This is a genomic window from Brevundimonas sp. UBA2416 (assembly GCF_002343105.1).
GTDB lineage: Bacteria > Pseudomonadota > Alphaproteobacteria > Caulobacterales > Caulobacteraceae > Brevundimonas.
Window position 1 is genome coordinate 1 of sequence record NZ_DDRM01000002.1, and the last position, 22,976, is coordinate 22,976.

Here is a 22,976-nt window from a genome sequence, read left to right on the forward strand (position 1 = left end):
GGCATGGGCAGGTCGGGAAGCGGCGGGATGGACGAGCCGTTGTCAGCGCGGGGCTGGGGCGACGGGGCGGGGGATTTAGTCTTGTTGAACAAGTTGGTCTCCGGCTCTCATGAAGCGGGCGGGGTTTTGGGGGCGGCCGTCCATCCACACTTCGTAATGCAGATGCACGCCCGTGGAGCGTCCTGTGGTTCCCATGGCGCCGACACGCTGACCAAGCTTGATCCGCTGGCCGGGGAGGACCGCCGTGGCGTTCAGGTGGGCGTAGCGCGTCTTGAAACCGCGTCCATGATCTATCTCAACGGTGTTGCCATACCCTGAACGTACGCCGACGAAAGACACGATTCCGGGAGCCGGGGCGTAGATGGGCGTGTTCAGCGGAGCGGCGAAGTCCTGACCCTGATGCAGGGCGGGGCGGCCGTTGAACGGGTCGAAGCGGACGCCGAAGCCCGAGGTGGTGCGGGCGGCCGTCGGGCGGCGGAAGGGCATGCTCTCGGCCGCATTGGCCAGGGACCGCATGTCGGACAGGTTGTCGGCGGCGTTGCGGATGCGCACGGCGAAGGCCTCGTCGACATCCAGTACAGCGGCCAGCGCCCGGGGATCGCGCGCCTCGACCAGCGGTCCGCCCAGGGCGGCATCATGCGGCGTATAGGCGGCCGGGTTCAGGCCGGCGAGGCGGAAGGCCAGACGCAGGCGTTCGGCGCGGGTCTGGGCCTCGGTCTCGGCCCGGGCGATCAGCCGCTCCTGATCCATGCGCACGGCGATCATGCGCTGGACCGGCGAGGAGCGGTCGGGATTGAGGGCCGGGGCCGGGCGCAGCGCCTGTTCGGCGCCGTCGACGCCGCGGAACATGCCCATTACCTGGGTCAGGGCCGCGTGGCGGCGCTCGACCATCTGGGCCATTTCGTCGAGCGAGCCGGTGGTGGCGGTCATGCGCACCACGGCGCTGTCCAGCCGCGCCTGCAGGTCGGCGTTCATCCGCTCGGAGGCGGCGCGGGCGCGGGCGACGGTGCGATCCGTCTGACTCTGCGCCACCATGTCGAAAATCATGCTGCCCGAGGCCATGGCCGTCCAGCCGCCCAGCAGGACGGCAGCCACGGCCCCCAGCGCCTGTTTGCCGGGCGTCAGCGCCCAGGCCCGGACGGACTCGCCGTCGCGCAGGTAGAGATATCGGGTCGGAAACCACTTTCCGATCAGAGACCGCCTGACAGTCGGCTCTTGTTCGGTCATCACGCAACGCCCCCACGTACGAACGGGGCGTTATGCGCCAAGGTACAGCTTGGGTACAAGTCTGTTCACGACTTGTTAACCACCTTGCCCGGTCTTCGCGCGAATAACGGCGGTATTCGTCGCCTTTATTCGCTTGATGGGCGAGTCCGCGAATCTGGAGAGGCAGTTCGCGAATCTATGTAACGGCCGTTACATCTCCGCCGCCGTCAGACGATCCGTGCTCAGAGCGATTGAACGGCCGCCAACACTTCGGCTGCATGGCCCTTGACCGAGACCTTGCGCCACACACGGCGGACGACGCCGGCGCCGTCGATCAGGAAGGTGGCGCGCTCGATGCCCATGTATTCGCGGCCGTAGAGCTTCTTCTCGACCCAGACGCCCCAGGCCTCGGTGACGGCCTCGGGCTCGTCGGAGGCGAGGACGACCTTGAGGTCGTATTTCGTCTTGAAGCGATCGAGCTTCTTCACGGGGTCGCGGGAGACGCCGATGACGGTGGCGCCGGCGGCGGCGAAGGCGTCAATGTGTTCGGAGAAGTCCCGCGCCTCATTGGTGCAGCCCGGGGTGTCGGCCTTTGGATAGAAATAGAGCACGACCTTGCGGCCCTTGAGGCTGTCCAGCGACACGCGCCCGCCGCCGGCCGTGGCCATGTCGAACGCGGGGGCTTGTTGGCCTTCGGTGATGTCCGGCATTCCCATTCTCCGCTCATCCCGGCGAAAGCCGGGACACCCAGTTCTGTCCAGCCTGACGCCATCGCTTCAGGACTATCGTCAACGCGACCCGCTCCGCCACCCGTCACCCAAAGTACTGCGTCCCGGCTTTGACTGCTACGCGCCGCCCTCCGGGACGCCGGGATGAGCGGAATCTAGATGGGTTTGACCAGCACGATCTTCTTCTTGCCGGCGGCCAGTTTCAGTACGCCGTCGGCGTTGACGTCCGACGCCTCGATCAGCCGGGCGCCGTCTGCGATGGCCGCGTCGTTCAGGCGCAAGCCACCGCCCTGGGCGAGGCGTCGGGCCTCGCCGTTGGAGGCGGTCAGGCCGGCCCTGGTCGTGACGGCGGCGATCATGGCGCCGATGACTTCGTCCGCAGCCAGTTCGACGGTGGGCAGGTCGGCGGACAGGGTGCCGCGCTCGAACGCGCCTTCGGCCGCGGCCCGGGCCGTGGCGGCGGCATCGGCGCCGTGCAGCATTGTGGTCGCGGCGTCGGCGAGGGCCTTCTTGGCGTCGTTGATCGCCGCGCCGTCCAACGACTCCAGCCGGGCGACCTCGTCCAGCGGCAGGTCCGTGAACAGGCGCAGGAATTTGCCCACGTCGGCGTCGTCGACGTTGCGCCAGAACTGCCAGTAGTCATACGGGCTCAGCTGTTCGGCGTTCAGCCAGACGGCGCCCTGGGCGGTCTTGCCCATCTTGCCGCCCGAGGCGGTGGTGAGCAGGGGGGTGGTCAGGCCGAAAGCGGCCTTCTGGTCCACGCGACGCACCAGGTCGACGCCCGAGACGATGTTGCCCCACTGGTCTGACCCGCCCATCTGCAGGGTGCAGCCGCGGGCGCGGTTCAGCTCCAGGAAGTCCACCGACTGCATCAGCATGTAGTTGAACTCGAGGAAGGTCATCGGCTGTTCGCGTTCCAGCCGCAGTTTGACCGAGTCGAAGGCCAGCATGCGGTTGATGGTGAAATGCGTGCCGTATTCGCGCAGGAATTCGACATAGCCGTAGGTCGACAGCCAGGCGTCGTTGTCGAGCATCACGGCGTCGGTCGGGCCGTCGCCGAAGGTCAGGAATTTCTCGAACACCGTCTTGATCGAGGCGATGTTCGACTGGATCGTTTCGTCGGTCAGTTGGGGCCGCGAGGCGTCCTTGCCGGTCGGGTCGCCGACCTTGGTGGTGCCCCCGCCCATCAGGACGATTGGCTTGTGGCCGGCCTGCTGGAGACGGCGCAGCATCATGATCTGGATCAGGCTGCCGACGTGCAGCGACGGGGCGGTGGCGTCGAAGCCGATGTAGCCGGTGACCACGCCGGCGACGGTCGCGGCGTCGAGCTCGGCCGGGTGTGTGATCTGATGAATGTAGCCGCGCGCCTGAAGGGTTTTCAGGAAGTCGGACTTGAAGGCGGGCTCGGTCATGGCGGCTCCGTTAGCAGGGATGCCGGCGGGCGTCATGGGAGTTTGCGCGCCGGGGAAGGTGCGGCGCAGGGGATCGCGGCCGCTCGCTATTTCAGCGGGCGATAATACAGGCCGGTGCGGACGCGGCGGGCGATCATGACGGATGGTTTGCCGCCGCCATTGACCGGCGTCAAGCGGGCGCTATCGAGGGAGGATGCTGGTCACCCTGACGCCGCACCCGGACATGCCGTCCGCCCATGTCGACCGGATCGAGGTCGATATCGAGCGACGCGAGGACTTCATCTGGCTGCGTTACACCGTATTCGGCCATGTCGGTCGTGTGCGGTGGCCGGGGGCGGCTGAGCCGGATCGAGCCGACGGGCTTTGGCGGCACACGTGTTTCGAAGCCTTCGCGCCCACGGACGACGGCTACCGCGAGTTCAATCTTTCCCCGTCGGGCGCCTGGGCCAGCTACACGTTCGAGGGCTATCGGTCGGGGATGGCGCCGGCCGACGAACGGGCGCAGGTCCTGAACCTCGAGGCGACCGAGGCCTGGGTCACCCTGGAAGCCCTGATCGAGGTCCCGCCGGGGGCACTCCGCATCGGCTTGGCCGCAGTCATTGAGGATATTGACGGCGGCATCTCCTACTGGGCTCTGGCCCATGCGCCGGGTAAGCCCGACTTTCACCATCCCGACTCGTTCGCCCTGACCCTGCCGCCTCCGGAGCCCGCATGAAATTCGGCATCGATCGCCTCCTGTCCGAGCCCGCACTGCGGGCGGATCTGAAGGGCCGCAGGGTCGCCTTGCTGGGGCATCCGACCTCGGTGACGGCGGACCTGACGCATTCGCTGGACGCGCTGATGGCCTGTCCCGACCTGAACGTCACGGCGGCGTTCGGGCCGCAGCACGGCATGCGGGGCGACCTGCAGGACAATATGATGGAGTCGCCGGACTTCACCGACCCGCGGCACGGCATCCCGGTGTTCAGCCTCTATGGCGAGGTGCGCCGTCCGACGGGGCAGGCAATGGGGACATTCGATGTCCTGCTGGTCGACATGCAGGACCTGGGCTGCCGCATCTACACCTTCGTGACGACGCTGCTCTACGTTCTGGAAGAGTCGGCGAAGCACGGCAAGGCGGTGTGGGTGCTCGACCGCCCCAACCCCGCCGGACGGCCGGTCGAGGGCACGACCCTGCTGACGGGCTGGGAGAGTTTCGTCGGGGCCGGGCCTATGCCGATGCGGCACGGCATGACCCTTGGCGAGATGGGCCGCTGGTTCATCGACCATTTCAAATTGGATGTGGAGTACCGGGTCATCGAGATGGAGGGCTGGGCGCCCGATCAGGGGCCGGGCTTCGGCTGGCCGATCGGCGAGCGCAGCTGGATCAACCCCAGCCCCAATGCCGCCAACCTGTCGATGGCGCGGGCCTATGCCGGCACGGTGATGCTGGAGGGGACGACCCTGTCCGAGGGGCGCGGCACGACCCGGCCGCTGGAGCTGTTCGGGGCCCCGGACATCGACGCCCGCGCGGTGATCGCCGAGATGCAGGCCTTTGCGCCGGAGTGGCTGGAGGGCTGTCGCCTGCGCGACTGCTGGTTCGAGCCGACCTTCCACAAGCACGTGCACCAGCTGTGCAACGGTGTGCAGATCCACGTCGACGACCCGGCCTATGACCATGCCGCGTTCCGGCCGTGGCGGCTGCAGGCCCTGGGCTTCAAGGCGATCCGTCGGCTGTATCCGGACTACGCCCTGTGGCGGGATTTCCCGTACGAATACGTGTTCGACAAGCTGGCCATCGATGTGATCAACGGCGGGCCCGGGCTGCGCGAATGGGTCGACGACCCGGCGGCGACACCGGCCGATCTGGAGGCGCTGGCCGGGCCGGACGAGGCGGCGTGGGTGGCGCTGCGGCGGCCGTATCTGCTCTACTGACGCGCAGAGGAGAGCCACGCCTCGGCCATGTCGGCGAACAGGCCGGTGACCTCACGTATCAGAACGATCGGCTGCTCCGGGCGAACGGGCAGGCGTTCCTCGAGCAGAAGGAAAGTCAGGCCGTGGACGCTGCTCCACGCCAGTGTTTGCAGTGCGGTTGAGGCGGACGCTGCCCCGCCGCCGTGGATGAGGAATGCATTCAACCCCTGCTGAAAGACGCCAAAGGCGCGCGCGCTCTTGTTTTCGAGGTCCCCGACGCCCTTCAGCAAGGCCAGGTCGGCGCTGAACATCAGCTTGAACAGGCCGGGGTTCTCCAGTGCGAACCGCAGATAACCCTCTCCGATCGCGAGGAAACGCTCGCGATCGTTCGCGTCGTCGTCGACCCGCTCCATCTCGGCCACGAAGCGCTCATATCCGACCTCGGCGATAGCCGCCATCAGCTCACGCTTGCTCCGGAAATGGCTGTAGGGCGCGCTTCGGGACACGCCGACGGTCTCCGCCAGCCCGCGCAGGCTCACCCCCTCTGAGCCTTCCCTTTCGAACGCCTCAAGTGCGGCGCGGATCAAGGCCGCGCGCAGGTCGCCGTGGTGATAGGGTTGAGCCGATTGCACTGTTGTCGCCATTTAACTTGACACCGCTCAGATTGAGCCAGCATCTTCCCCTCAGGGAGGAAGCACATATGACCTACAGGTTCCCGCTCTGGCGCGACAAGCTGCTGCTTGTGACCCTGCTTGCGGTTTTCACGACCGGTTCGACCTACATCCGCGTGCTGTTGCGTTCGCTGCTGGAAGGCCCCGGCTTCCTCTGGAGCTACTACGCCGGGGTGAAGTCCAGTGACACACCCGCCATCGTCAGCGGCCACGGCATGTTCGGTCATACCGATACCCTCCTCTTCGGAGCGTTTGTCGTCTTGTGGCTGATCTGGGCGGCCAGCCGGCGTCCCGACCGCTTTGTCATCACAGCCCTTGCCGGCTGGACCACCTTGCAGCTCGGTTCGGCGATCTGGCTGGCGTCCCAGCTGGGCGACGACCTGCGGGTGTCCAAGGAGACCATAGGCCTGGTCAATGTGTCCTTCGCCTGGATCGTCATGCCGCCGCTGGTCTTGGCCTGGCTTCTGACGGCGGCCCTGTGGGTGCGGACGATGATGCGTCGCGCCGATCCGGGCCCTGACGCGCGCTGGATCATGCCCAACACCGCCTGTCTCATCGCCGCCGTCATAGGCTGCGGCGCAGCGGCCATCGCTCTGAACATGGGGGAGCAGCATGGCGCGGGCGATCTCGCCGGCATTGTGCTGATGTATCTGAGCCTGACCGCGCTGTTGCTGGCGCTGGCCCCGTGGGAGCGGAAGTCTGCCTAGGCCGGCTTTTCCGTCAGCCGCTTGTCCAGATAGGCGCCAACGCGGGTCTCCACCGCACCGATGTGGTCCTGCCAGAAGTGGGTCGCGCCCTCTTCCAGCTCATAGTCGATGATGATGCCCTTCTGGGTGCGCAGCTTGTTGACCACGCGCTCGACCTCGACGGGGGGGACGACGGTGTCGGCCGTGCCGTGCAGGAAGAGGCCCGAGGCGGGGCAGGGGGCCAGGAAGCTGAAGTCGTACATGTTCGACGGCGGCGAAACCGAGATGAAGCCGTCGGTCTCGGGGCGACGCATCAGCAGCTGCATGCCGATATAGGCGCCGAACTGATAGCCGCCGACCCAGGTCTGGGAGGCGCCGGGGTTGTTGGACTGGAGCCAGTCGAGGGCGGTGGCCGCGTCGGCCAGTTCGCCAATGCCGCTGTCGAACTCGCCCTGCGACTTGCCCACGCCGCGGCTGTTGTAGCGCAGGGTCGCGAAGCCGCGCTTCTGGAACAGCTGGTACAGGGTCACGGTGACCGGGTTGTTCATATGCCCGTTCGCCTTGGGGTGCGGATGCAGGATCAGGGCGATCGGCGCGTTCGGGCGCTTGCCCGGCGAGTAGCGGCCTTCGATACGGCCAGAGGCGCCGGGCAGGATGACTTCAGGCATATGCGTCGAATTCCGTGTTCAACTGTCGTTTCGCACCTGCGTAATACTTGACCGCAGCAGTAGGACTTTCTAAGTCCCGCCTGCGCGTCGACGCCTTTGCGAAGGCGCGGGTTCTAGCACAAGAGCCCTGAAAAGCGCGCGATTTTTGAAGGTGTGCGATGCGTCTGTCGACCAAGGGACGATACGCCGTGATGGCGATGGCCGATCTGGCCAGGAACGGACAGGGCGAGGGCGGGGTTCGCGCCGTCTCACTTGCCGAGATCGCGACACGTCAGGAGATTTCGCTGAGCTATCTGGAACAGCTGTTTGCACGGCTGCGGAAGAGCGGTCTGGTGCAGAGCGTGCGCGGGCCGGGCGGCGGCTACCGGCTGGCCAAGGGAGCGCATGAGACTGTCGTGGCCGAGATCGTGCTGGCGGTCGACGAGCCCATCCGCGCGACCCGCTGCATCGGTCACTCGTCGCCCAAGGGCTGTATGATGGCCGGTGAACGCTGCATCACCCACAATCTGTGGGAGGACCTCGGCGACGAAATCCATCGCTATCTGGCGGGCGTGTCGCTGGAGGATGTGGTGATGAACCGTACCGGGGCGCGCCGTCGGGCGACCGCCGAAGAAGTTGGAGTGGCGGCGTGAGCGGCATCTATCTGGACTACAACGCCTCCGGTCTGGTCCGTCCCGAGGTCCAGGCGGCGATGGCCGAGGCCCTGGCCGACAACGGCAATCCCAACGCCGTCCACGCGGCGGGCCGTCGGGCGCGGGCGCGGGTCGAGACGGCGCGGGCGATCGTGGCCGAACTGGTCGGCGCTGACCCGACGGCGGTCGTGTTTTCAAGCGGCGGCACGGAGTCCAACGCCCAGGCTGTGGCGAGCGCCATAGCGGCCGGCTGCGAGCGGCTGATCGTCAGCGCGACGGAGCATCCGTGCGTGGCCGAGGCGGCGACGGCGTCGGGCAAGCCGGTCAAGATGTTGCCGGTCGATGCGCGCGGCGTCGTCGATCTGAACAAGCTGCGGCAACTGCTGGGTCAGCCGGGCAAGGCGGTGGTTGCGATCCATCACGCCAACAACGAGAGCGGCGTCATCCAGCCGATCGCCGAGGCGGCGCGGCTGGTACGCTCGGCCGGCGGCTGGCTACACGTCGACGCCATCCAGTCGGCGGGCAAGATCCCGGTCGATATCCGTACCCTCATGGCCGACAGCCTGACCCTGTCCGCGCACAAGCTGGGCGGACCGCAGGGCGTCGGGGCGCTGGTGATGGCCGAGGGCCGCGAGGCGGTTCGCATCCTGCACGGCGCCGGGCAGGAGCGGGGCCTGCGGGCCGGGACGGAAAATGTGCCGGGGATCACCGGCTTCGGCGCCGCCGCCGTCTGCGCCGCGCGCGACCTGCCGGCGGCACAGGCGCACGCCGCATGGCGCGACGCGGCCGAGGCTGTGGTCAAGGCGGCCGGGGCGACCATCATCGGCGAGGGCGCCGAGCGGCTGCCCAATACGCTGTTCATGGCCGTGTCCGACTGGGAGAGCCCGCAGCAGCTGATCACCCTCGACCTGATGGGTCTGATGGTCTCGGCCGGCTCGGCCTGTTCGTCCGGCAAGACCAAGCCGTCGCGGGCCATCGTGGCCACCGGCCGGATCGATATGGCGACCGGCGGTATCCGCATCTCGGGTGGCTGGGGCACGGTCGAGGATGACTGGAAGCGGTTCGCCGCCGCCTGGGTCGAGGCCTATGCCAAACAGCGCCAGCGGGCTGCCGAGCGCCTGAAAGCCGACGCCTGATGGCTGCTGTCCAGAAGACCATCGACGCGGTCGCCGCCCTCGAGAAATACGAGCACGGCTTCACCTCGGACATCGACACGGAGTATGCGCCGCGCGGGCTGAACGCCGACATCGTGCGCTTCATCTCGGAGAAGAAGGGCGAGCCGGCGTGGATGCTGGAATGGCGGCTTGCCGCGTATGAGCGCTGGCTGGCGATGGAGGAGCCGACCTGGGCGTCGGTGAAATACACGCCGGTCGATTACCAGAGCCTGTTCTACTACGCCGCGCCGAAGGAGAAGGCCGGCCTCAAGTCGCTGGACGAGGTCGATCCGGAGATCCTCGCCATCTACGCCAAGCTGGGTATCCCGCTGAAGGAGCAGGAGGTGCTGGCGGGCGTCGAGGGCGCGGCGCGTTATGCCGTGGACGCGGTGTTCGACAGCGTCTCGGTGGTTACCACCTTCAAGGCCGAGCTGGCCAAGGCCGGCGTGATTTTCATGCCGATTTCCGAGGCCTTGCGCGAACATCCTGATCTGGTGCGCAAATATCTCGGCTCGGTGGTGCCGGTCTCGGACAACTATTTCGCGGCCCTGAACAGTGCGGTCTTTTCGGACGGGTCGTTCGTCTACATCCCGCCGGGCGTGCGCTGCCCGATGGAGCTGTCGACCTATTTCCGCATCAATGCGAGCCAGACGGGCCAGTTCGAACGGACGCTCATCATCGCCGACAAGGGCAGCTACTGCTCCTATCTGGAGGGCTGCACCGCCCCGATGCGCGACGAGAACCAGCTGCACGCCGCGGTGGTCGAACTGGTCGCGCTGGACGACGCCGAGATCAAATATTCGACGGTGCAGAACTGGTACCCCGGCGACGCCGAGGGCAAGGGCGGCATCTACAATTTCGTCACCAAGCGCGCCGACTGCCGCGGCGACCGGTCGAAGGTGTCCTGGACCCAGGTCGAGACCGGCTCGGCGGTGACGTGGAAATATCCGTCCTGCATCCTCAAGGGCGAGGAGAGCTCGGGCGAATTCTATTCCATCGCCATCACCAACGGACATCAGCAGGCCGACACCGGCACCAAGATGATCCATCTGGGCAAGAACTCGAAGAGCCGGATCATCGCCAAGGCGGTCTCGGCCGGAAAGTCGGACTCGACGTATCGCGGACTGGTCTCGGTACATCCCAAGGCGACCGGAGTGCGCAACTTCACCCAGTGCGACAGCCTGCTCATCGGCAAGGACTGCGGCTCCCACACCGTGCCCTATATCGAGGCCCGCAATGGTTCGGCCCAGCTGGAGCACGAGGCGACGACGACGCGCCTGTCGGACGACCAGCTGTTCTACGCCCAGCAGCGCGGCCTGTCGCAGGAGGAGGCGGTGGCCCTGCTGGTCAACGGCTTCGTCCGCGACGTGATGCAGAAGCTGCCGATGGAGTTCGCCGTCGAGGCGCAGAAGCTGGTGGCGATCAGTCTGGAAGGGAGCGTGGGGTGAGCGTCGATAGTGGTCTGATTGTCCGTCGGGACGCCCTGCCGGAGCCGGCGGAGCTGGCCGCGGCGACCATGGATCTGACCGGCGTGACGGTGGTGTTCCATTCCGACTTCCGCCTGGCAGACTGGGGTGGAGGTTGGGTTCCGGTCACCGTCGACGGAGAAGAGAGCGGGTTCGAATACTATCCCGGTCCACTGGCTGACGCAGAGGAGCTGCCCGACGGCGCACAGGAGTACGGCGACCACTTGCTGTGGTTCGTGGCGCGCGGCGCCCTGTCGGCGCAGACGGTGTCGCTGTTGCAGCGCGCGCTCGCGGCGCGCTGGGATGCTGCGGGTCTGATCGAGGGCGAGCTCTTTCCGCCCGGTGACATGGCCGTCGAGAGTGAACCGGCCGCGGACATGGACCCCGATCTGGCCGCCACCATGACCGGGACGCCGAAGGAGCGCGCCGCGGCCATGGAGCGCTACGTCGCCAAACACTATCCGCCCATTCCGGTCGACCCGCACGCGAGGACGAAGGATCTGCTGAAACAGCTGATCGTTCCCATCCTCATCTTCGCCGCGCTCGGCGGCTTCTACCTCTGGTCTCAGCTCCAATAATGCTCTCCATATCCAACCTCCACGTCTCCGTCGGCGACAAGCCGATCCTCAAGGGGCTGACGCTCGACGTTCCGGCTGGCGAAGTGCACGCCATCATGGGGCCGAACGGGGCCGGCAAGTCGACGCTGGGCTACACCGTGGCCGGACGGCCCGGCTATGAGTCCTCCGAGGGCTCGGTGTCGTGGAAGGGCGAGGACCTGCTGGGTCTGGAGCCCGCCGAGCGCGCGGCGAAGGGCGTCTTCCTGTCGTTCCAGTATCCGATCGAGATCCCTGGCGTCCCGGCGCTGACGTTCGTGCGCACGGCGCTGAACGCCCAGAAGCGCGCGCGGGGCGAGGAGGAGGTCTCGGCCCCGGCCTTCCTGAAGATGGTGCGGGCGGCATCGACGGCGCTGAAGATGGATTTCGACATGCTCAAGCGGCCGCTCAATGTCGGCTTCTCTGGCGGCGAGAAGAAGCGGATGGAGATCCTGCAGATGGCCCTGCTGGAGCCGTCGCTGCTGATCCTCGACGAGACGGATTCCGGCCTCGACATCGACGCCCTGCGGATCGTGTCCGAGGGCGTCAACGCCCTGCGCTCGCCCGACCGCGCCATGCTGGTGATCACCCACTATCAGCGGCTGCTGGACTATATCAAACCGGACCGGGTGCATGTGCTGGCCGCGGGGCGGATCGTGGCCTCGGGCGGACCTGAACTTGCGCTGCAGCTCGAGGCCGAGGGCTACGACAAATACGCGATGGAGGCGGCGTGAACGCCCTGCCGCTCATCGACCTGAAGGACGCGTCCAGCTTCCCCTCGCGTCGCGTCGAGGCGTGGAAATACTCCGACCTGCGCCGTCATCTGCGCGAGGCGCCCGCGCCTTCGCCGTCGGCGACGGTGCCGCTGGTCGGCGGTGGCCCCTTCGAGGCGCTGGGCGGCGAGGCCATGGTGTTCGTCAACGGTCGGGCCGTGGGTGAGACCGCGATGTCGGTCTCCGGCGACAAGACGGTGCGCCTGCGCCTGATCTCGCGCGCCGAGGGGACGGGCCACGGCCTGACGGCGCGGATTTCGGTGCGGGCGGGGGCGAAGCTGCTGCTGCTGGAGAGCCATGAGGGTCACGGCTCGGCTTATGTGGCGAACAACCGGCTGGAGCTGGACGTGGCGCGGGGCGCCGAGGTGACGCGGGTGGTGCTGGCCGACGAGCCGGCGGATGCCATCTCGATCACCCAGGCCCAGGTGAAGGTCGAGGCGGGCGGCGTCTATCGCCAGACGATCCTGACGACGGGCGCGAAGCTGCAACGGCTCGAGACCCAGGTGACGCACCGGGCGCAGGGCGCGGATGTGCGACTGGACGGGGTCTATGTGCTGTCGGGCGAGCGGCAGGCGGACCTGACGACGGTCGTCGATCATGTCGCGGCCGACGGCGTCACCAGCCAGCTGACCAAGGGTGTGGTGCGCGACACGGCGCGGGGCGTCTTCCAGGGCAAGATCGTCGTCGAACGCGGGGCGGACGGCACCGATGCGCGGATGGGCCACCATGCGCTGATCCTCGGCGAGCGGGCCGAGGTGGACGCCAAGCCGGAGCTCGAAATCTATGCCGACGACGTGCAGTGCGCGCACGGCAATACGGTCGGGAATCTGGACGAGAGCGCCCTGTTCTACATGCAGCAGCGCGGCATCCCCGCCGATGAGGCCCGTGCGCTTCTGACAGAGGCCTTCCTGATCGAGGTCGTCGACCGGATCGCGCACGAGGGCGCGAGAGAGGTGGTGCGGGCATGGCTGACGGCTCGCCTGTGACCCTCTTTGACCCCTATGCGGCGCGTGCGCAGTTCCCGATCCTGTCGCGGACGGTGAACGGCAAGCCGCTGGTCTATCTGGACTCGGCCGCCTCGGCGCAGAAGCCGCGGGCGGTGATCGACGCCCTGACGGCGGCGATGGAGCATTCCTACGCCAACGTCCACCGCGGCCTGCACACCCTGGCCAATGAGACGACCGAGGCGTTCGAGGCGGCGCGCGAAAGCGTGGCGCGGTACCTGAACGCGGAAAGCCCTGAGCAGATCATCTGGACCAAGGGCGGGACCGAGGCGATCAATCTGGTGGCGGCGGGCATCGGTCAGTCGATCCAGCCGGGCGACGAGATCGTCGTCACCCAGATGGAGCACCACGCCAATATCGTGCCCTGGCACATGCTGCGCGAACGGTTCGGCGCGGTGCTGAAATGGGCCCCGGTCGCCGACGACGGTGCGCTGGACATGGATGCGCTGGCGGCGCTGATCGGGCCGCGAACCCGGCTGGTGGCCGTGACGCATATGTCGAACGTGCTGGGCACGGTGAACGACGTCCGCGCCATCGCAGACCTCGCCCATGCGGCCGGCGCGCTGATCCTCGTCGACGGCTGCCAGGGCGCGGTGCACTGCAGCCCCGACGTCCAGGCGCTGGACGCCGACTTCTATGTCTTCACCGGCCACAAGCTGTTCGGCCCGACCGGCATCGGGGGCCTGTACGGCAAGCGCGCCGCGCTTGAGGCCCTTCCGCCGTATCAGGGCGGGGGCGAGATGATCGCCACGGTGACCGAGGATGCGGTGACCTATGCCGGCCTGCCCCATCGGTTCGAGGCCGGCACGCCGCCGATCCTGGAGGCCATCGGCCTCAGCGCGGCGATCGAATGGCTGGGCCAGTTCGACGCCGCTGCGATCCGGGCTCACGAAGCGGTGCTGATGGACCGGGTGCGGACGCGACTTGCCGGCCTGAACTGGCTGACCGAGATCGGCACGGCGGAAGGGAAGGGAGCCATCTTCACCTTCACCGTCGACGGCGCGCATGCCCATGACATCGCCCAGGTGATGGACCGCTACGGCGTCGCCGTGCGCGCCGGCCTGCACTGCGCCGAGCCGCTGGCGAAGCGCTTTGGCCTGACGTCGAGCGCCCGCGCCAGCTTCGCCCTATATAACACCCTCGAGGACGCCGACGCCTTCGCCGACGCCCTGATCAAGGCCCGTGAGTTCTTCGCATGAGCGATCCGACGACCCCCACTGCCGACAGCGCGGCCTTTGCCGAAGCCTGGGACGCGCCGCAGAAAAGCGCCCTGGCCCAGGCCGAGATCGACCGGATGACGGACGACATCATCGAGGCGCTGAAGTCGGTGTTCGACCCGGAGATCCCGGTCGACATCTATGAGCTGGGCCTGATCTACAAGGTCGACCTGTCCGACGACCGCGATGTGGTGGTCGAGATGACCCTGACGGCGCCGGGCTGTCCCGTGGCCGGCGAGATGCCGATCTGGGTCGAGGAGGCGGTGAAGAAGGTCGAGGGCGTGCGCTCGGCGCGGGCGGAACTGACGTTTGATCCCCCGTGGGACGCGTCGAAGATGAGCGACGAGGCCAAGCTGGCCCTGAACATGTTCTGATGGACCGTCCGATGACCGAGCTTCAGACCACCCCTCGTCCGCGTCGCCCGCGCCCCGCCGTCGTCACCCTGACGGAAGCGGCGGCCGAGCGGGTGCGCGCCCTGACCGAGGCCGGCGGACACAAGGCGCTGCGCGTCGGGCTGAAGAATGCGGGCTGCGCGGGGCAGGAATACACCTTCGCCTTCGCGGACGAGATCGGGCCGCTGGACGAGGTTGTGACGGACAAGGGCGCGACCATCGTCGTCGATCCCAAGTCGATCCTGTTCCTGATCGGATCCGAGCTCGACTACGAGACGACGAAGCTGGCCTCAAAATTCGTGTTCCGGAACCCGAACCAGACGGACGCCTGCGGCTGCGGCGAGAGCGTCACCATCATTCCCGCGAAGGCGCTGGAAACCGACTGATGATCCGTCTTGAGGGAGTGACGAAGCGCTTCCGGAGCGCGGCGGGCGAGCGCGTGGCGCTGGACGCCGTTGATCTGACCGTCGAGGGCGGCCAGGTGTTCGGCGTGGTCGGACGGTCGGGTGCGGGCAAGTCGACCCTGATCCGGACCATCAATCTGCTGGAACGGCCGGACGCCGGGACGGTGACGGTCGACGGGCGCGAGATGACGACGCTGGCGCCGGCCGAGCTGCGCGCCGCGCGGCGGCGGATCGGCATGATCTTCCAGCATTTCAACCTTCTGAACGCGAAGACGGTGGCGGAGAACGTCGCCTTCCCCCTGCGCCTCGAGGGGCGGCCGGCGGCCGAGGTCGATAGGCGGGTCGCGGACCTGCTGGAACAGCTGGGGCTGTCGGAGCACGCGAAGAAGCATCCGGCGCAGTTGTCGGGCGGGCAGAAGCAGCGGGTCGGCATTGCGCGGGCCCTGGCCTGCGAACCCGGCGTGCTGCTGTGCGACGAGGCGACCAGCGCGCTGGATCCCGAGACGACCGATGAAATCCTGTCGCTGCTCGACCAGCTGAACCGCGATCTGAAGCTGACCATCGTGCTGATCACCCACCAGATGGAGGTGGTGCGCCGCGTGTGCGATCGGGTGGCGGTGCTGAAAGACGGGCGGGTGGTGGAAGAGGGGGCGACGGCCGACGTCTTCCTGCACCCGAAACACGCCGCGACCCGCGCCATGCTGGCCGAGGGCGAGGACGGGTTCGAGACCGCCGATGTGCCGCCGGGCGGCCGGCTGGCGAAGCTGACGTTCCGGGGCGGCTCGACCTATGAGCCCGAACTGAGCCGCGTCGCGCGATCGGTGGGCGTGGACTATTCGATTCTGTCCGGCCGGATCAGCCGTATCCGCGGCGAGCCTTACGGCCAGCTGGTGGTGGCCTTCACAGGCGGCGACGCCGAGGCGGCCGTCGCGCAACTGACTGCGCGTGGCGTCACCGTGGAGGCCGCGTGATGGAAGGCTTCTTCGCCAATGTCGACTGGCCCGAGATCGCGCGGGCGTCACGGGACACCCTGCTGATGCTCGGCGGGTCGATGGCGCTGACGGTGCTGTTCGGCATTCCGCTGGGGGTACTGCTGTACCTGTCCGGCAAGGGGCGGCTGGCGGCCAATCCGGTGGTGAATGCGTTGCTGTCGCTGGTGGTGAACATCCTGCGGTCGGTGCCCTTCATCATCCTGCTGATCGTCATGCTGCCGGTGACGGTGCTGCTGGTCGGGACGTCGCTGGGGGTGGCTGGCGCCATTCCGCCTCTGGTCGTGGGCGCCGCGCCCTTCTATGCGCGGCTGGTCGAGACGGCGCTGCGCGAGGTCGACAAGGGCGTGGTCGAGGCGACCCAGGCCATGGGCGGCTCGACCTTCCAGATCGTCACCCGCGCCCTGCTGCCCGAGGCCATGCCCGGCATCCTCGCCGGCGCGACGGTCACCGCCATCGCCCTGGTCAGCTACACCGCCATGGCGGGGGTCGTCGGCGCGGGCGGGCTGGGCGACCTGGCCATCCGCTTCGGCTATCAGCGGTTCCAGACCGATGTCATGGTGGTGACCGTCGTGCTGCTGCTCCTGCTGGTGCAGGTCCTCCAGATGCTCGGCGACCGTCTGGTCGCAGCCGTTTCCCACCGCTGATCGCTTCCCCGAAAGGTCCGCCATGAACCGTCGCTCGCTCCTGATCCTCGCCGCCGCCGCGACGGCGCTCGCCGCCTGCGGGCAGGGGGCGGACAAGACCGCGGGGACCACGGGACCGCTGATGGTCGGGGCGACCGCCGTGCCGCACGCGGAAATCCTGGAACACATCAAACCGCTGCTGGCGGCTGATGGAATCCAGATCGAGATCAAGGTGTTCAACGACTATGTTCAGCCGAACACACAGCTGGCGGAGGGCCGGCTGGACGTGAACTACTTCCAGACCAAGCCCTATCTGGATGAGTTCAACGCCTCGCGCGGTTCGGACCTGATTACGGTGGCCGGGGTGCATGTCGAGCCGCTGGGCGCCTATTCGCGCCGGTTCCGGACGCTCGCCGAACTGCCGGACCGTGCCGAGGTGGCGGTTCCCAATGACGCCTCCTCGATCGGCCGGTCGTTGATCCTGCTTCAGAAGGCCGGACTGGTGCGGCTGAGGGACCCGGTCAATCCGCTGCAGACGCTGCGCGACATCGTGGAGAACCCGAAGAACCTGCGTTTCCGCGAACTCGAGTCGGCGACCCTGCCGCGCGTGCTGGACCAGGTCGACATGGCGGTGATCAACACCAACTACGCGCTGGACGCCCGCCTTAATCCGCGCACCGACGCCCTGACACTCGAGGGCGCCGATAGCCCCTATGTGAACTATCTGGTGGCGCGGCCGGACAACCGGGCCGATCCGCGCATCGTGGCCCTGGCGGCCATGCTGCGGAGTCAGGCGGTCAAGGACTTCATCGCGCAGAAATACGATGGGGCCGTGATTCCGGCGGCTTGAACCTATCCGGGAACCATGATTGTTTCGCCCTCGTGGTTGTCTCCCGAGGCAGAGGGCGGTTCGAAATGTCCCATTCGCTTGGTCGGAGGGTCGTGGTGAGCCTGCTCATGGGTGCAGTCATCGCGGGGCTGTTCGCGGTGCCTGCCCTGCTTCATGGGGAGAGCTGGCGGGAAGCGGGATCGGCGCAGGACTATCTCATTCGAGCTGTGACGGGCGCGGTCACCTGGTTCCTGATCGATCTGGTGCAGATCGGATTCAGGTCGCGGCAGCGTCGCCGGGCCTGAGACCCGCTTTAGCCGCCCTGGCTGCCTCATCGGGCGCCAGAACCCGCACCGCCGGGGTGGCCGGCTGGCCTGTCGCGTCGGCGACGAGTTCGGCAGTCTTGCCTTCGATCGCGGCTTCGAGGCGGGTGAGGAACTCTTCCTTGCCCAGCCCGGTGGGGATGGGGTCGAGGAACTCGAGCGTGGCGGTTCCCGGGTTCTTGCGGAATTCCTCCTGCGGCCAGAACAGGCCGAGGTTGGTGGCCAGGGGCACGACCGGCATGTCGAAGTCGCGGTACATGTGCCAGACGCCCGAGCGGTAGCGGAATTTCTCGCCGACCTTCGCCAGATTGCCCTCGGGATAGATGAGGATTTTCCGCCCCGCGGCATGGGCGTCGGCGGAACGGTGTTTCAGCGCCTCGCGGGCTTCGCGGCCGCCGCAGTTATTGACGACGATGGCCCCCAGCTTGCGCAGCACCGTGCCCAGCAGCGGAAACTTCTCCAGGTGGTCCCCGGTGACGAAGGCGAGGTCGTCGAACTGGTCGTAGGTGGCGAAGCCGTCGCCCCAGCTCTGGTGTTTTGAGGCGATGATGAAGGCGCCCTGCGGCAGCCGTTCCTTGCCCCGCGTCTGAATGCGGATGCCGGCCAGCAGCCTCATGGCCTGCACCATCCGCTTCACATAGCGGCGGATGATCCAGCTGGTGGCGCGGCGGCCGGGGGTCAGGGCGGCGAAGGCGGCCCCGAGCGTGTAGACGATCGACAGGAGCCAGTAGGCGACGTTGAAGGCGAGGCTGCGCATCGGTCCACTATGATGCGAAATGGCTCGGGCGGAAGGCTTCAGGCGGCCTCGTCGAGCCGGTCCGCGCTGGTGACGCGGTTCCGGCCGGCGTGTTTGGACGCGTAGAGGGCCGCGTCGGCGCGATCGAGCAGGGCGGAGGCGGTCTCACCGGGTCGACGCTGCGCGAAGCCGGCGGACAGGGTCACGGCTCCGAGTTCGTCGTCCGTCGAGCGGCGGCGCAGTGACCGGGAAGCGATTTCCTTGCGGATCGCCTCCAGGGCGGTCTCGACCTGACCCAGGCTTTCCTGGGGGAAGATCATGGCGAACTCCTCGCCGCCGTAGCGGGCGGCGATGCGGGGCGCCTTGGCCACGCGGCCCATGACGCTGGCCACATAGCGGAGAACCTGGTCGCCGGTCTGATGTCCCCAAGTGTCGTTGAACCGCTTGAAGTGGTCGATATCCAGCACGGCGAGGGTCAGGGCGCCGCCGCCGGTGTCGGCCTGGGCGCAGGCGGCCTCCAGGTGCTCGTCGAACGCCTTGCGATTGGCCAGATTGGTCAGGGCGTCGGTCATGGCGTCGCGGCGCACCTGTTCCAGGTGTTCGCGCAGACGGGCAACCTCGCGGGTCGAGGCGTCCAGCCGCTTCTCCAGCGTCTCGTTCTCGCGCTGGACCTTGCGGGTGGCCGAGGTCAATCCGGTGACGATAGCCTGCAGGCCCGCGCCGTCGCCGGCGGTCTCGATGCTCGTCGCGGCCTTGTCCAGGGTCTGGCCGTAGGCAGCCTGGGACTTGTGGGCCTTGGAGATGGCATCGGACACGCTGGACAGTTCCCGATCCAGCACGCGACCGGCGTCGCGGATTTCCTCGGTCAGTCGTCCGCGCGGCAGGTATTCGGCGGCCAGCATGTCGGCCGTCGCCTCGGTGAACGGCTCGGACGCCGCCAGAATTCGTTTGATTTCACGGCCGAGCGCCCCTTCCGGGTCGCCGAGATAGTGGACCCAGATCTCGAAATTCAGCGGCGTCGGCCAGACGCCCTCTGATTCCATCGCCTCGATGACCCGACGCGCCAGACCGTAGGCTTCAGGTCCCCGAAGAGTGGTTTCGAGCTGAGCCGCCATACGATTTCCCCGCCGGGCCGCGCTGAGCGACCGTTTCCGTCGGCTACGCTATGCGGGGGTTCCGTAACGACGGGTTAAATCCGGTTCGCTGACCGTCGATTTTCGAGGTTCAGCTCTTGATCGAGACCGGACGGCGCAGGAAGGCGGGAATGTCGCCCTCGCCAAACGGACGGCCGTTCGAGCGCTGCGGCTCAGGGCTCGCATTGTCGCCACGACGGTCCGACTGGCGCAGGTGGGTTTCCTGTACCGGACGGTCCTGCGAGGGCGTTGCGGGCGTTGGGGCCACGACGGCCGCTGGAGCCTCGGCGACCTCGACGGCTTCCGTGGCGACGGACTTGGCGCCGCGGCGGCTCCGGGTCCGGCGCGGCTTGGGCGCGTCGGACGATGGCGTATCGAGCGCGGGGGCTTCGGCAGCGGCTTCTGTCTTCACCGGCTCGGCGGTCGGGACGGGCGCGACGACCTCCGAGGGCTCCGTGGCGGCGTCCTTCGGTGTTTCGCGAGGTCCGCGGCCACGGCCGCGGGCGGGCGGGCGTTCGGGGCGGTCCGAATCACGACGCGGCTGGGCCTTGCCGGGCGAGAAGTCGACCCCGTCCAGGGTCAGCTCGATGGGATCCATCTTGATCAGCTTCAGGACCTTGTCGAGCGAGCGGTCATCCGACGGCGTGACGATCATGAACGTCTGGCCCAGCTTGCCCGCCCGACCGGTGCGGCCGATGCGGTGGACGTAGTCGTCGGCATGGTGCGAGACGTCGTAGTTGAAGACGTGGCTGACGTCGGGAATGTCGAGACCGCGCGCGGCGACGTCGGAGGCCACCAGCAGTTTCAGCTCGCCCGAGCGGAAGGCGGCGAGGGTCTTCATGCGCAGCGACTGGTCGAGGTCGCCGTGGATCGGGGCGGCGTCGAAGCCGTGCTGCTTCAGCGATTTGGCGACCACGTCGACTTCGGATTTGCGGTTGCAGAAGACGATGCCGTTGCGAACGTCGGCGCGGCCGATCAGGGCACGCAGGGCGGCGCGCTTGGCCTTGGGGTCGCTGGAGGGAATGCGGACCAGATACTGGGTGATGGTGTCCGCCGTCTGGGCCGGGCGCGATGCCTCCAGCCGGGTCGGGTCCTTGAGGAACTGGGTCGTCAGACGGGTGATCTCGGGCGGCATGGTGGCCGAGAAGAACAGGGTCTGGCGGCGCGGTGGCGTCAGTTTGAAGATGCGCTCGATGTCCGGGATGAAGCCCATGTCCAGCATGCGGTCGGCTTCGTCGATGACCATGATCTCGACGCCGTTGAGCATGACCTTGCCACGCTCGAACAAGTCCAGCAGGCGGCCGGGTGTGGCGATCAGGACATCGACGCCCTTGTTCAGCAGGGTCACCTGGTCGCCCATGGAAACGCCGCCGATCAGCAGGGCCCAGCTGAGTTTGGTCCCCTTGGCGTATTTCTCGAACGAGGAGGCGACCTGGTCAGCCAGTTCGCGGGTCGGGGCCAGGACGAGGGCGCGCGGCATGCGGGCCTTGGCCCGGCCCGAGCTCAGCCGGTCGATCATCGGCAGGGTGAAGGCGGCGGTCTTGCCGGTGCCGGTCTGGGCGATGCCGAGTACGTCGCGGCCGGCGAGGGCGACCGGGATGGCCGAGGCCTGAATGGGGGTTGCGGTGGTGTAGCCGGTGTCGGCGACGGCCTTGAGAGTCGTGGCCGAGAGGCCAAGCTGGGAGAATTCGGTCATGGGTCCTTGGGACTGGTAAGGGACGCCCCGCGCATCGGGCCGTCGTGCGATGTCGCGGAACCGCCCTGTCTCTGGGCGAGCGGGCGGCGCGGATTCGCCAGTCCTGTCCCGAACGTGCGCCGCATATATAAGCCCCCACGCCAGAGTCAACTATTCGTGTGCCGGGAGTCGGGGCTTGGCATTCCCTAACCGATTGTTAATAGTCCGGGTCGGGAAGGGCTGAGTAGGGGTGCTGGAATGCTGCGTACGCTTGCCGTCGCGACACTGACAGTCGCATGTCTGGCTGCGGGTCCGGGTCGGGCCGAAATGAATTCCGTCTTCGGAAATACGGTCGTGTCGCGCTATCCCGACGGCGGCTGGGTCAAGCACTGGTTCAATCCGGATGGCAGCTACGCCGCCCAGTTTTCTGACGGCCGCCGGCTGGCGGCGCGCTGGTCGGTCGCCGGGGAGCAGGTCTGCCTGACCAATATGCGGCCCTATATGCTGATCCCGCGCTTCTGCACCCAGATGGTCGAGGCCGAGGTCGGTCAGACCTGGCAGTCCCGCGATCCGCTGGGCCGCCGGGTCCAGAATGTCCTGGTCGCGGGCCGGAACCCGTAATTTCCAATATCCCCCAGCGGTTGCGCGCCCTCGCTGGACGGCGTCGCAGGGATAGCGTGAGAAGCTGGAGCCTCGGGGGGAGGGCGTGTGCGTCTGTTTCTGATCGCCCTGACGGCGGCTTTCGCCGTCTGGCTGCCCCGCGTACCAGCGGAGAGCAGCGAGGTTCCCTACGTTTCGCGAGCGAATGCCCAGGCGGGTCAGGCCCTGCTGACGATGCCGCCGGGCCGCTATGGCTCGATCCAGCACGTCCGGACGCCGCTGCCGCCCAGGGCGATCGCCCTGACCTTCGATGACGGCCCCAGCGCGCTGTACAACGACCGGGTGCTGGACATCCTCGACGAGCGGGGGATCAAGGCGACCTTCTTCTTCGTCGGCCAGTATGCGCGGGCGCATCCCGAACAGGTGCGTGAGGTCGTGCGCCGGGGCCACAACGTCGCCAGCCACAGCTGGTCGCACCCGACCTATCTGCGTCACTGGGCCCGCGAGGCCCAGGTCACCGAGGTCCGCAGGAGCTATGCCGCGCTCGAGGCCGCCCTGGCCGACGCCCCGGCCGAGGAACGCGCCCGGATCGAGCCGATGTTCCGCTTTCCGGGGCTGGGCGAGGGGGCGTTCATGGCGGACTGGCTGAACCAGCGCGGGATCATCGTCGTCTCGGCCGAGGCCGGCACCGACGACTGGCGCGGCTATTCTGCCGAGTCGATCACGCGGATCACCCTGAATGCGATGGAGAGCAACCGGGGCGGGGTGCTGATTCTGCACGAGACCCGGCCGCAGATGATCGCCGCCCTGCCGGGTCTGCTGGATGAGTTGACGGAGCGGGGCTTCACCTTCGTCCAGATCACGGCGGGGCCGGAAGGGCGCGAACGGGCGCTTGAGGCGGTCGATCCGGTTCTGACGCTGCGGTGATGGGAGGCCGGTTCACACCGGCGGGGCCGCGCCATTCCCTGAATTCGATATCAAAGGGAATGGCGCGAGTGACGGGACTCGAACCCGCGACCTCCGGCGTGACAGGCCGGCACTCTAACCAACTGAGCTACACCCGCATCTCCCCGCCGCGAAGCAGTGCGTCGCGGCGAGGGGCGTCGTTTAGGCGGGCCGTCCGGCGGCGTCAAGCGTTCCGAACAGCGAAAAAAGCACCCCGCCGC

Annotated in this window: 26 protein-coding genes, 1 tRNA gene and 1 pseudogene; 18 read left to right on the forward strand and 10 right to left on the reverse strand. The window is 67.6% G+C overall.

What is annotated here, in order from left to right; genetic code table 11:
• Positions 1 to 75: 75 nt before the first annotated feature.
• The 3 genes from B3E43_RS00155 to tyrS all read right to left on the reverse strand — a co-directional run bounded on the left by B3E43_RS00155 (position 76) and on the right by tyrS (position 3,346).
• The gene (locus B3E43_RS00155) at positions 76 to 1,227 is read right to left on the reverse strand and encodes a M23 family metallopeptidase (protein ID WP_292025740.1); all 1,152 of its coding nucleotides are present in this window, start codon (positions 1,225 to 1,227) and stop codon (positions 76 to 78) included.
• 221 nt (positions 1,228 to 1,448) lie between these two features.
• Positions 1,449 to 1,916 (reverse strand): thioredoxin-dependent thiol peroxidase, encoded by a 468-nt coding sequence (bcp, locus tag B3E43_RS00160; RefSeq protein ID WP_292025742.1) that lies wholly within the window; start codon positions 1,914 to 1,916, stop codon positions 1,449 to 1,451.
• 173 nt (positions 1,917 to 2,089) lie between these two features.
• Positions 2,090 to 3,346: a tyrosine--tRNA ligase gene (tyrS, locus tag B3E43_RS00165; protein WP_292025746.1), complete on the reverse strand. Its 1,257-nt coding sequence runs from the start codon at positions 3,344 to 3,346 to the stop codon at positions 2,090 to 2,092.
• Positions 3,347 to 3,539: 193 nt separating this feature from the next.
• Between tyrS and B3E43_RS00170 the strand changes: the two genes are divergently transcribed.
• Positions 3,540 to 4,061 carry a DOMON-like domain-containing protein gene (locus B3E43_RS00170; RefSeq protein ID WP_292025748.1) on the forward strand — a complete coding sequence of 174 codons (522 nt, stop codon included), beginning with the start codon at positions 3,540 to 3,542 and terminating at the stop codon, positions 4,059 to 4,061.
• Positions 4,058 to 5,260 (forward strand): exo-beta-N-acetylmuramidase NamZ family protein, encoded by a 1,203-nt coding sequence (locus B3E43_RS00175; RefSeq protein ID WP_292025750.1) that lies wholly within the window; start codon positions 4,058 to 4,060, stop codon positions 5,258 to 5,260. The genes B3E43_RS00170 and B3E43_RS00175 overlap by 4 nt, the downstream gene beginning before the upstream one ends.
• Here the strand turns inward: B3E43_RS00175 and B3E43_RS00180 are convergent.
• Both B3E43_RS00180 and B3E43_RS16140 read right to left on the reverse strand, forming a co-directional pair.
• Positions 5,254 to 5,697, reverse strand: coding sequence for a TetR-like C-terminal domain-containing protein (locus B3E43_RS00180; protein WP_292025752.1), 444 nt, complete (start codon positions 5,695 to 5,697; stop codon positions 5,254 to 5,256). The genes B3E43_RS00175 and B3E43_RS00180 overlap by 7 nt on opposite strands.
• Positions 5,698 to 5,883, reverse strand: a pseudogene (locus tag B3E43_RS16140) (TetR/AcrR family transcriptional regulator); the annotation flags it as partial.
• A 56-nt stretch (positions 5,884 to 5,939) separates the two neighbouring features.
• On the opposite strand from B3E43_RS16140, the gene B3E43_RS00185 reads away from it, so the two are divergent.
• Entirely contained in the window at positions 5,940 to 6,617 is a 678-nt protein-coding gene (locus B3E43_RS00185) for a hypothetical protein (protein WP_292025754.1), read from the forward strand.
• Here the strand turns inward: B3E43_RS00185 and B3E43_RS00190 are convergent.
• Positions 6,614 to 7,264: an alpha/beta hydrolase gene (locus B3E43_RS00190; protein ID WP_292025756.1), complete on the reverse strand. Its 651-nt coding sequence runs from the start codon at positions 7,262 to 7,264 to the stop codon at positions 6,614 to 6,616. The two genes, B3E43_RS00185 and B3E43_RS00190, sit on opposite strands and share 4 nt — an antisense overlap.
• A 158-nt stretch (positions 7,265 to 7,422) precedes the next feature.
• Here B3E43_RS00190 and B3E43_RS00195 point away from each other — a divergent pair, with 158 nt between their 5' ends.
• From B3E43_RS00195 to B3E43_RS00255, 13 genes are all read left to right on the forward strand, one after another.
• On the forward strand, positions 7,423 to 7,896 hold the full coding sequence (locus B3E43_RS00195; protein WP_292025759.1) for an Rrf2 family transcriptional regulator: 474 nt from the start codon (positions 7,423 to 7,425) through the stop codon (positions 7,894 to 7,896).
• Positions 7,893 to 9,032, forward strand: a complete 1,140-nt coding sequence (locus B3E43_RS00200) for a cysteine desulfurase family protein (RefSeq protein ID WP_292025761.1) — start codon at positions 7,893 to 7,895, stop codon at positions 9,030 to 9,032. Before B3E43_RS00195 ends, B3E43_RS00200 begins: the two co-directional genes overlap by 4 nt.
• A complete protein-coding gene (sufB, locus tag B3E43_RS00205; protein WP_292025763.1) occupies positions 9,032 to 10,498 on the forward strand; it encodes a Fe-S cluster assembly protein SufB in 1,467 nt (488 codons plus the stop codon). The genes B3E43_RS00200 and sufB overlap by 1 nt, the downstream gene beginning before the upstream one ends.
• The gene (locus tag B3E43_RS00210) at positions 10,495 to 11,094 is read left to right on the forward strand and encodes a hypothetical protein (protein WP_292025765.1); all 600 of its coding nucleotides are present in this window, start codon (positions 10,495 to 10,497) and stop codon (positions 11,092 to 11,094) included. The genes sufB and B3E43_RS00210 overlap by 4 nt, the downstream gene beginning before the upstream one ends.
• Entirely contained in the window at positions 11,094 to 11,843 is a 750-nt protein-coding gene (gene sufC / locus B3E43_RS00215; RefSeq protein ID WP_292025767.1) for a Fe-S cluster assembly ATPase SufC, read from the forward strand. The genes B3E43_RS00210 and sufC overlap by 1 nt, the downstream gene beginning before the upstream one ends.
• Positions 11,840 to 12,868, forward strand: coding sequence for a Fe-S cluster assembly protein SufD (gene sufD, locus B3E43_RS00220; protein WP_292025770.1), 1,029 nt, complete (start codon positions 11,840 to 11,842; stop codon positions 12,866 to 12,868). Before sufC ends, sufD begins: the two co-directional genes overlap by 4 nt.
• Entirely contained in the window at positions 12,847 to 14,085 is a 1,239-nt protein-coding gene (locus B3E43_RS00225) for an aminotransferase class V-fold PLP-dependent enzyme (RefSeq protein WP_292025772.1), read from the forward strand. Before sufD ends, B3E43_RS00225 begins: the two co-directional genes overlap by 22 nt.
• Positions 14,082 to 14,477, forward strand: a complete 396-nt coding sequence (locus B3E43_RS00230; RefSeq protein WP_292025795.1) for an SUF system Fe-S cluster assembly protein — start codon at positions 14,082 to 14,084, stop codon at positions 14,475 to 14,477. Before B3E43_RS00225 ends, B3E43_RS00230 begins: the two co-directional genes overlap by 4 nt.
• Positions 14,478 to 14,488: 11 nt before the next feature.
• Complete coding sequence (locus tag B3E43_RS00235) at positions 14,489 to 14,881, forward strand: HesB/IscA family protein (protein ID WP_292025797.1); 393 nt, start codon at positions 14,489 to 14,491, stop codon at positions 14,879 to 14,881.
• Positions 14,881 to 15,870 (forward strand): methionine ABC transporter ATP-binding protein, encoded by a 990-nt coding sequence (locus tag B3E43_RS00240; protein WP_292025799.1) that lies wholly within the window; start codon positions 14,881 to 14,883, stop codon positions 15,868 to 15,870. The genes B3E43_RS00235 and B3E43_RS00240 overlap by 1 nt, the downstream gene beginning before the upstream one ends.
• Positions 15,870 to 16,535 carry a methionine ABC transporter permease gene (locus B3E43_RS00245; RefSeq protein ID WP_292025801.1) on the forward strand — a complete coding sequence of 222 codons (666 nt, stop codon included), beginning with the start codon at positions 15,870 to 15,872 and terminating at the stop codon, positions 16,533 to 16,535. The genes B3E43_RS00240 and B3E43_RS00245 overlap by 1 nt, the downstream gene beginning before the upstream one ends.
• A gap of 22 nt (positions 16,536 to 16,557) precedes the next feature.
• Complete coding sequence (locus tag B3E43_RS00250) at positions 16,558 to 17,364, forward strand: MetQ/NlpA family ABC transporter substrate-binding protein (RefSeq protein WP_292025803.1); 807 nt, start codon at positions 16,558 to 16,560, stop codon at positions 17,362 to 17,364.
• A gap of 95 nt (positions 17,365 to 17,459) precedes the next feature.
• Positions 17,460 to 17,648, forward strand: coding sequence for a hypothetical protein (locus B3E43_RS00255; protein ID WP_292025806.1), 189 nt, complete (start codon positions 17,460 to 17,462; stop codon positions 17,646 to 17,648).
• Here B3E43_RS00255 and B3E43_RS00260 read toward each other — a convergent pair.
• The 3 genes from B3E43_RS00260 to B3E43_RS00270 all read right to left on the reverse strand — a co-directional run bounded on the left by B3E43_RS00260 (position 17,620) and on the right by B3E43_RS00270 (position 21,231).
• On the reverse strand, positions 17,620 to 18,423 hold the full coding sequence (locus tag B3E43_RS00260) for a lysophospholipid acyltransferase family protein (RefSeq protein ID WP_292025808.1): 804 nt from the start codon (positions 18,421 to 18,423) through the stop codon (positions 17,620 to 17,622). The two genes, B3E43_RS00255 and B3E43_RS00260, sit on opposite strands and share 29 nt — an antisense overlap.
• 38 nt (positions 18,424 to 18,461) lie before the next feature.
• A complete protein-coding gene (locus B3E43_RS00265) occupies positions 18,462 to 19,517 on the reverse strand; it encodes a GGDEF domain-containing protein (RefSeq protein ID WP_292025810.1) in 1,056 nt (351 codons plus the stop codon).
• A 109-nt stretch (positions 19,518 to 19,626) separates the two neighbouring features.
• Positions 19,627 to 21,231, reverse strand: a complete 1,605-nt coding sequence (locus B3E43_RS00270; RefSeq protein WP_292025812.1) for a DEAD/DEAH box helicase — start codon at positions 21,229 to 21,231, stop codon at positions 19,627 to 19,629.
• Between the two features lie 306 nt (positions 21,232 to 21,537).
• Here B3E43_RS00270 and B3E43_RS00275 point away from each other — a divergent pair, with 306 nt between their 5' ends.
• Together B3E43_RS00275 and B3E43_RS00280 are read left to right on the forward strand one after the other, a co-directional pair.
• Complete coding sequence (locus tag B3E43_RS00275; RefSeq protein ID WP_292025814.1) at positions 21,538 to 21,831, forward strand: hypothetical protein; 294 nt, start codon at positions 21,538 to 21,540, stop codon at positions 21,829 to 21,831.
• A gap of 87 nt (positions 21,832 to 21,918) precedes the next feature.
• On the forward strand, positions 21,919 to 22,737 hold the full coding sequence (locus B3E43_RS00280; protein WP_292025816.1) for a polysaccharide deacetylase family protein: 819 nt from the start codon (positions 21,919 to 21,921) through the stop codon (positions 22,735 to 22,737).
• 60 nt (positions 22,738 to 22,797) lie between these two features.
• On the opposite strand, the gene B3E43_RS00285 is transcribed toward B3E43_RS00280, so the two are convergent.
• Positions 22,798 to 22,874: transfer RNA gene (locus B3E43_RS00285), tRNA-Asp, on the reverse strand.
• Between the last annotated feature and the right edge of the window lie 102 nt (positions 22,875 to 22,976).

Excerpts from the sequence above, each read along its gene's own strand:
- B3E43_RS00155 (WP_292025740.1), bottom strand. The coding sequence starts at position 1,227 with ATGACCGAACAAGAGCCGACTGTCAGGCGGTCTCTGATCGGAAAGTGG.
- bcp (WP_292025742.1), bottom strand. The coding sequence starts at position 1,916 with ATGCCGGACATCACCGAAGGCCAACAAGCCCCCGCGTTCGACATGGCC.
- tyrS (WP_292025746.1), bottom strand. The coding sequence starts at position 3,346 with ATGACCGAGCCCGCCTTCAAGTCCGACTTCCTGAAAACCCTTCAGGCG.
- B3E43_RS00170 (WP_292025748.1), top strand. The coding sequence starts at position 3,540 with ATGCTGGTCACCCTGACGCCGCACCCGGACATGCCGTCCGCCCATGTC.
- B3E43_RS00175 (WP_292025750.1), top strand. The coding sequence starts at position 4,058 with ATGAAATTCGGCATCGATCGCCTCCTGTCCGAGCCCGCACTGCGGGCG.
- B3E43_RS00180 (WP_292025752.1), bottom strand. The coding sequence starts at position 5,697 with ATGGCGGCTATCGCCGAGGTCGGATATGAGCGCTTCGTGGCCGAGATG.
- B3E43_RS00185 (WP_292025754.1), top strand. The coding sequence starts at position 5,940 with ATGACCTACAGGTTCCCGCTCTGGCGCGACAAGCTGCTGCTTGTGACC.
- B3E43_RS00190 (WP_292025756.1), bottom strand. The coding sequence starts at position 7,264 with ATGCCTGAAGTCATCCTGCCCGGCGCCTCTGGCCGTATCGAAGGCCGC.
- B3E43_RS00195 (WP_292025759.1), top strand. The coding sequence starts at position 7,423 with ATGCGTCTGTCGACCAAGGGACGATACGCCGTGATGGCGATGGCCGAT.
- sufB (WP_292025763.1), top strand. The coding sequence starts at position 9,032 with ATGGCTGCTGTCCAGAAGACCATCGACGCGGTCGCCGCCCTCGAGAAA.
- sufC (WP_292025767.1), top strand. The coding sequence starts at position 11,094 with ATGCTCTCCATATCCAACCTCCACGTCTCCGTCGGCGACAAGCCGATC.
- B3E43_RS00225 (WP_292025772.1), top strand. The coding sequence starts at position 12,847 with ATGGCTGACGGCTCGCCTGTGACCCTCTTTGACCCCTATGCGGCGCGT.
- B3E43_RS00230 (WP_292025795.1), top strand. The coding sequence starts at position 14,082 with ATGAGCGATCCGACGACCCCCACTGCCGACAGCGCGGCCTTTGCCGAA.
- B3E43_RS00235 (WP_292025797.1), top strand. The coding sequence starts at position 14,489 with ATGACCGAGCTTCAGACCACCCCTCGTCCGCGTCGCCCGCGCCCCGCC.
- B3E43_RS00240 (WP_292025799.1), top strand. The coding sequence starts at position 14,881 with ATGATCCGTCTTGAGGGAGTGACGAAGCGCTTCCGGAGCGCGGCGGGC.
- B3E43_RS00245 (WP_292025801.1), top strand. The coding sequence starts at position 15,870 with ATGGAAGGCTTCTTCGCCAATGTCGACTGGCCCGAGATCGCGCGGGCG.
- B3E43_RS00250 (WP_292025803.1), top strand. The coding sequence starts at position 16,558 with ATGAACCGTCGCTCGCTCCTGATCCTCGCCGCCGCCGCGACGGCGCTC.
- B3E43_RS00260 (WP_292025808.1), bottom strand. The coding sequence starts at position 18,423 with ATGCGCAGCCTCGCCTTCAACGTCGCCTACTGGCTCCTGTCGATCGTC.
- B3E43_RS00265 (WP_292025810.1), bottom strand. The coding sequence starts at position 19,517 with ATGGCGGCTCAGCTCGAAACCACTCTTCGGGGACCTGAAGCCTACGGT.
- B3E43_RS00270 (WP_292025812.1), bottom strand. The coding sequence starts at position 21,231 with ATGACCGAATTCTCCCAGCTTGGCCTCTCGGCCACGACTCTCAAGGCC.
- B3E43_RS00275 (WP_292025814.1), top strand. The coding sequence starts at position 21,538 with ATGAATTCCGTCTTCGGAAATACGGTCGTGTCGCGCTATCCCGACGGC.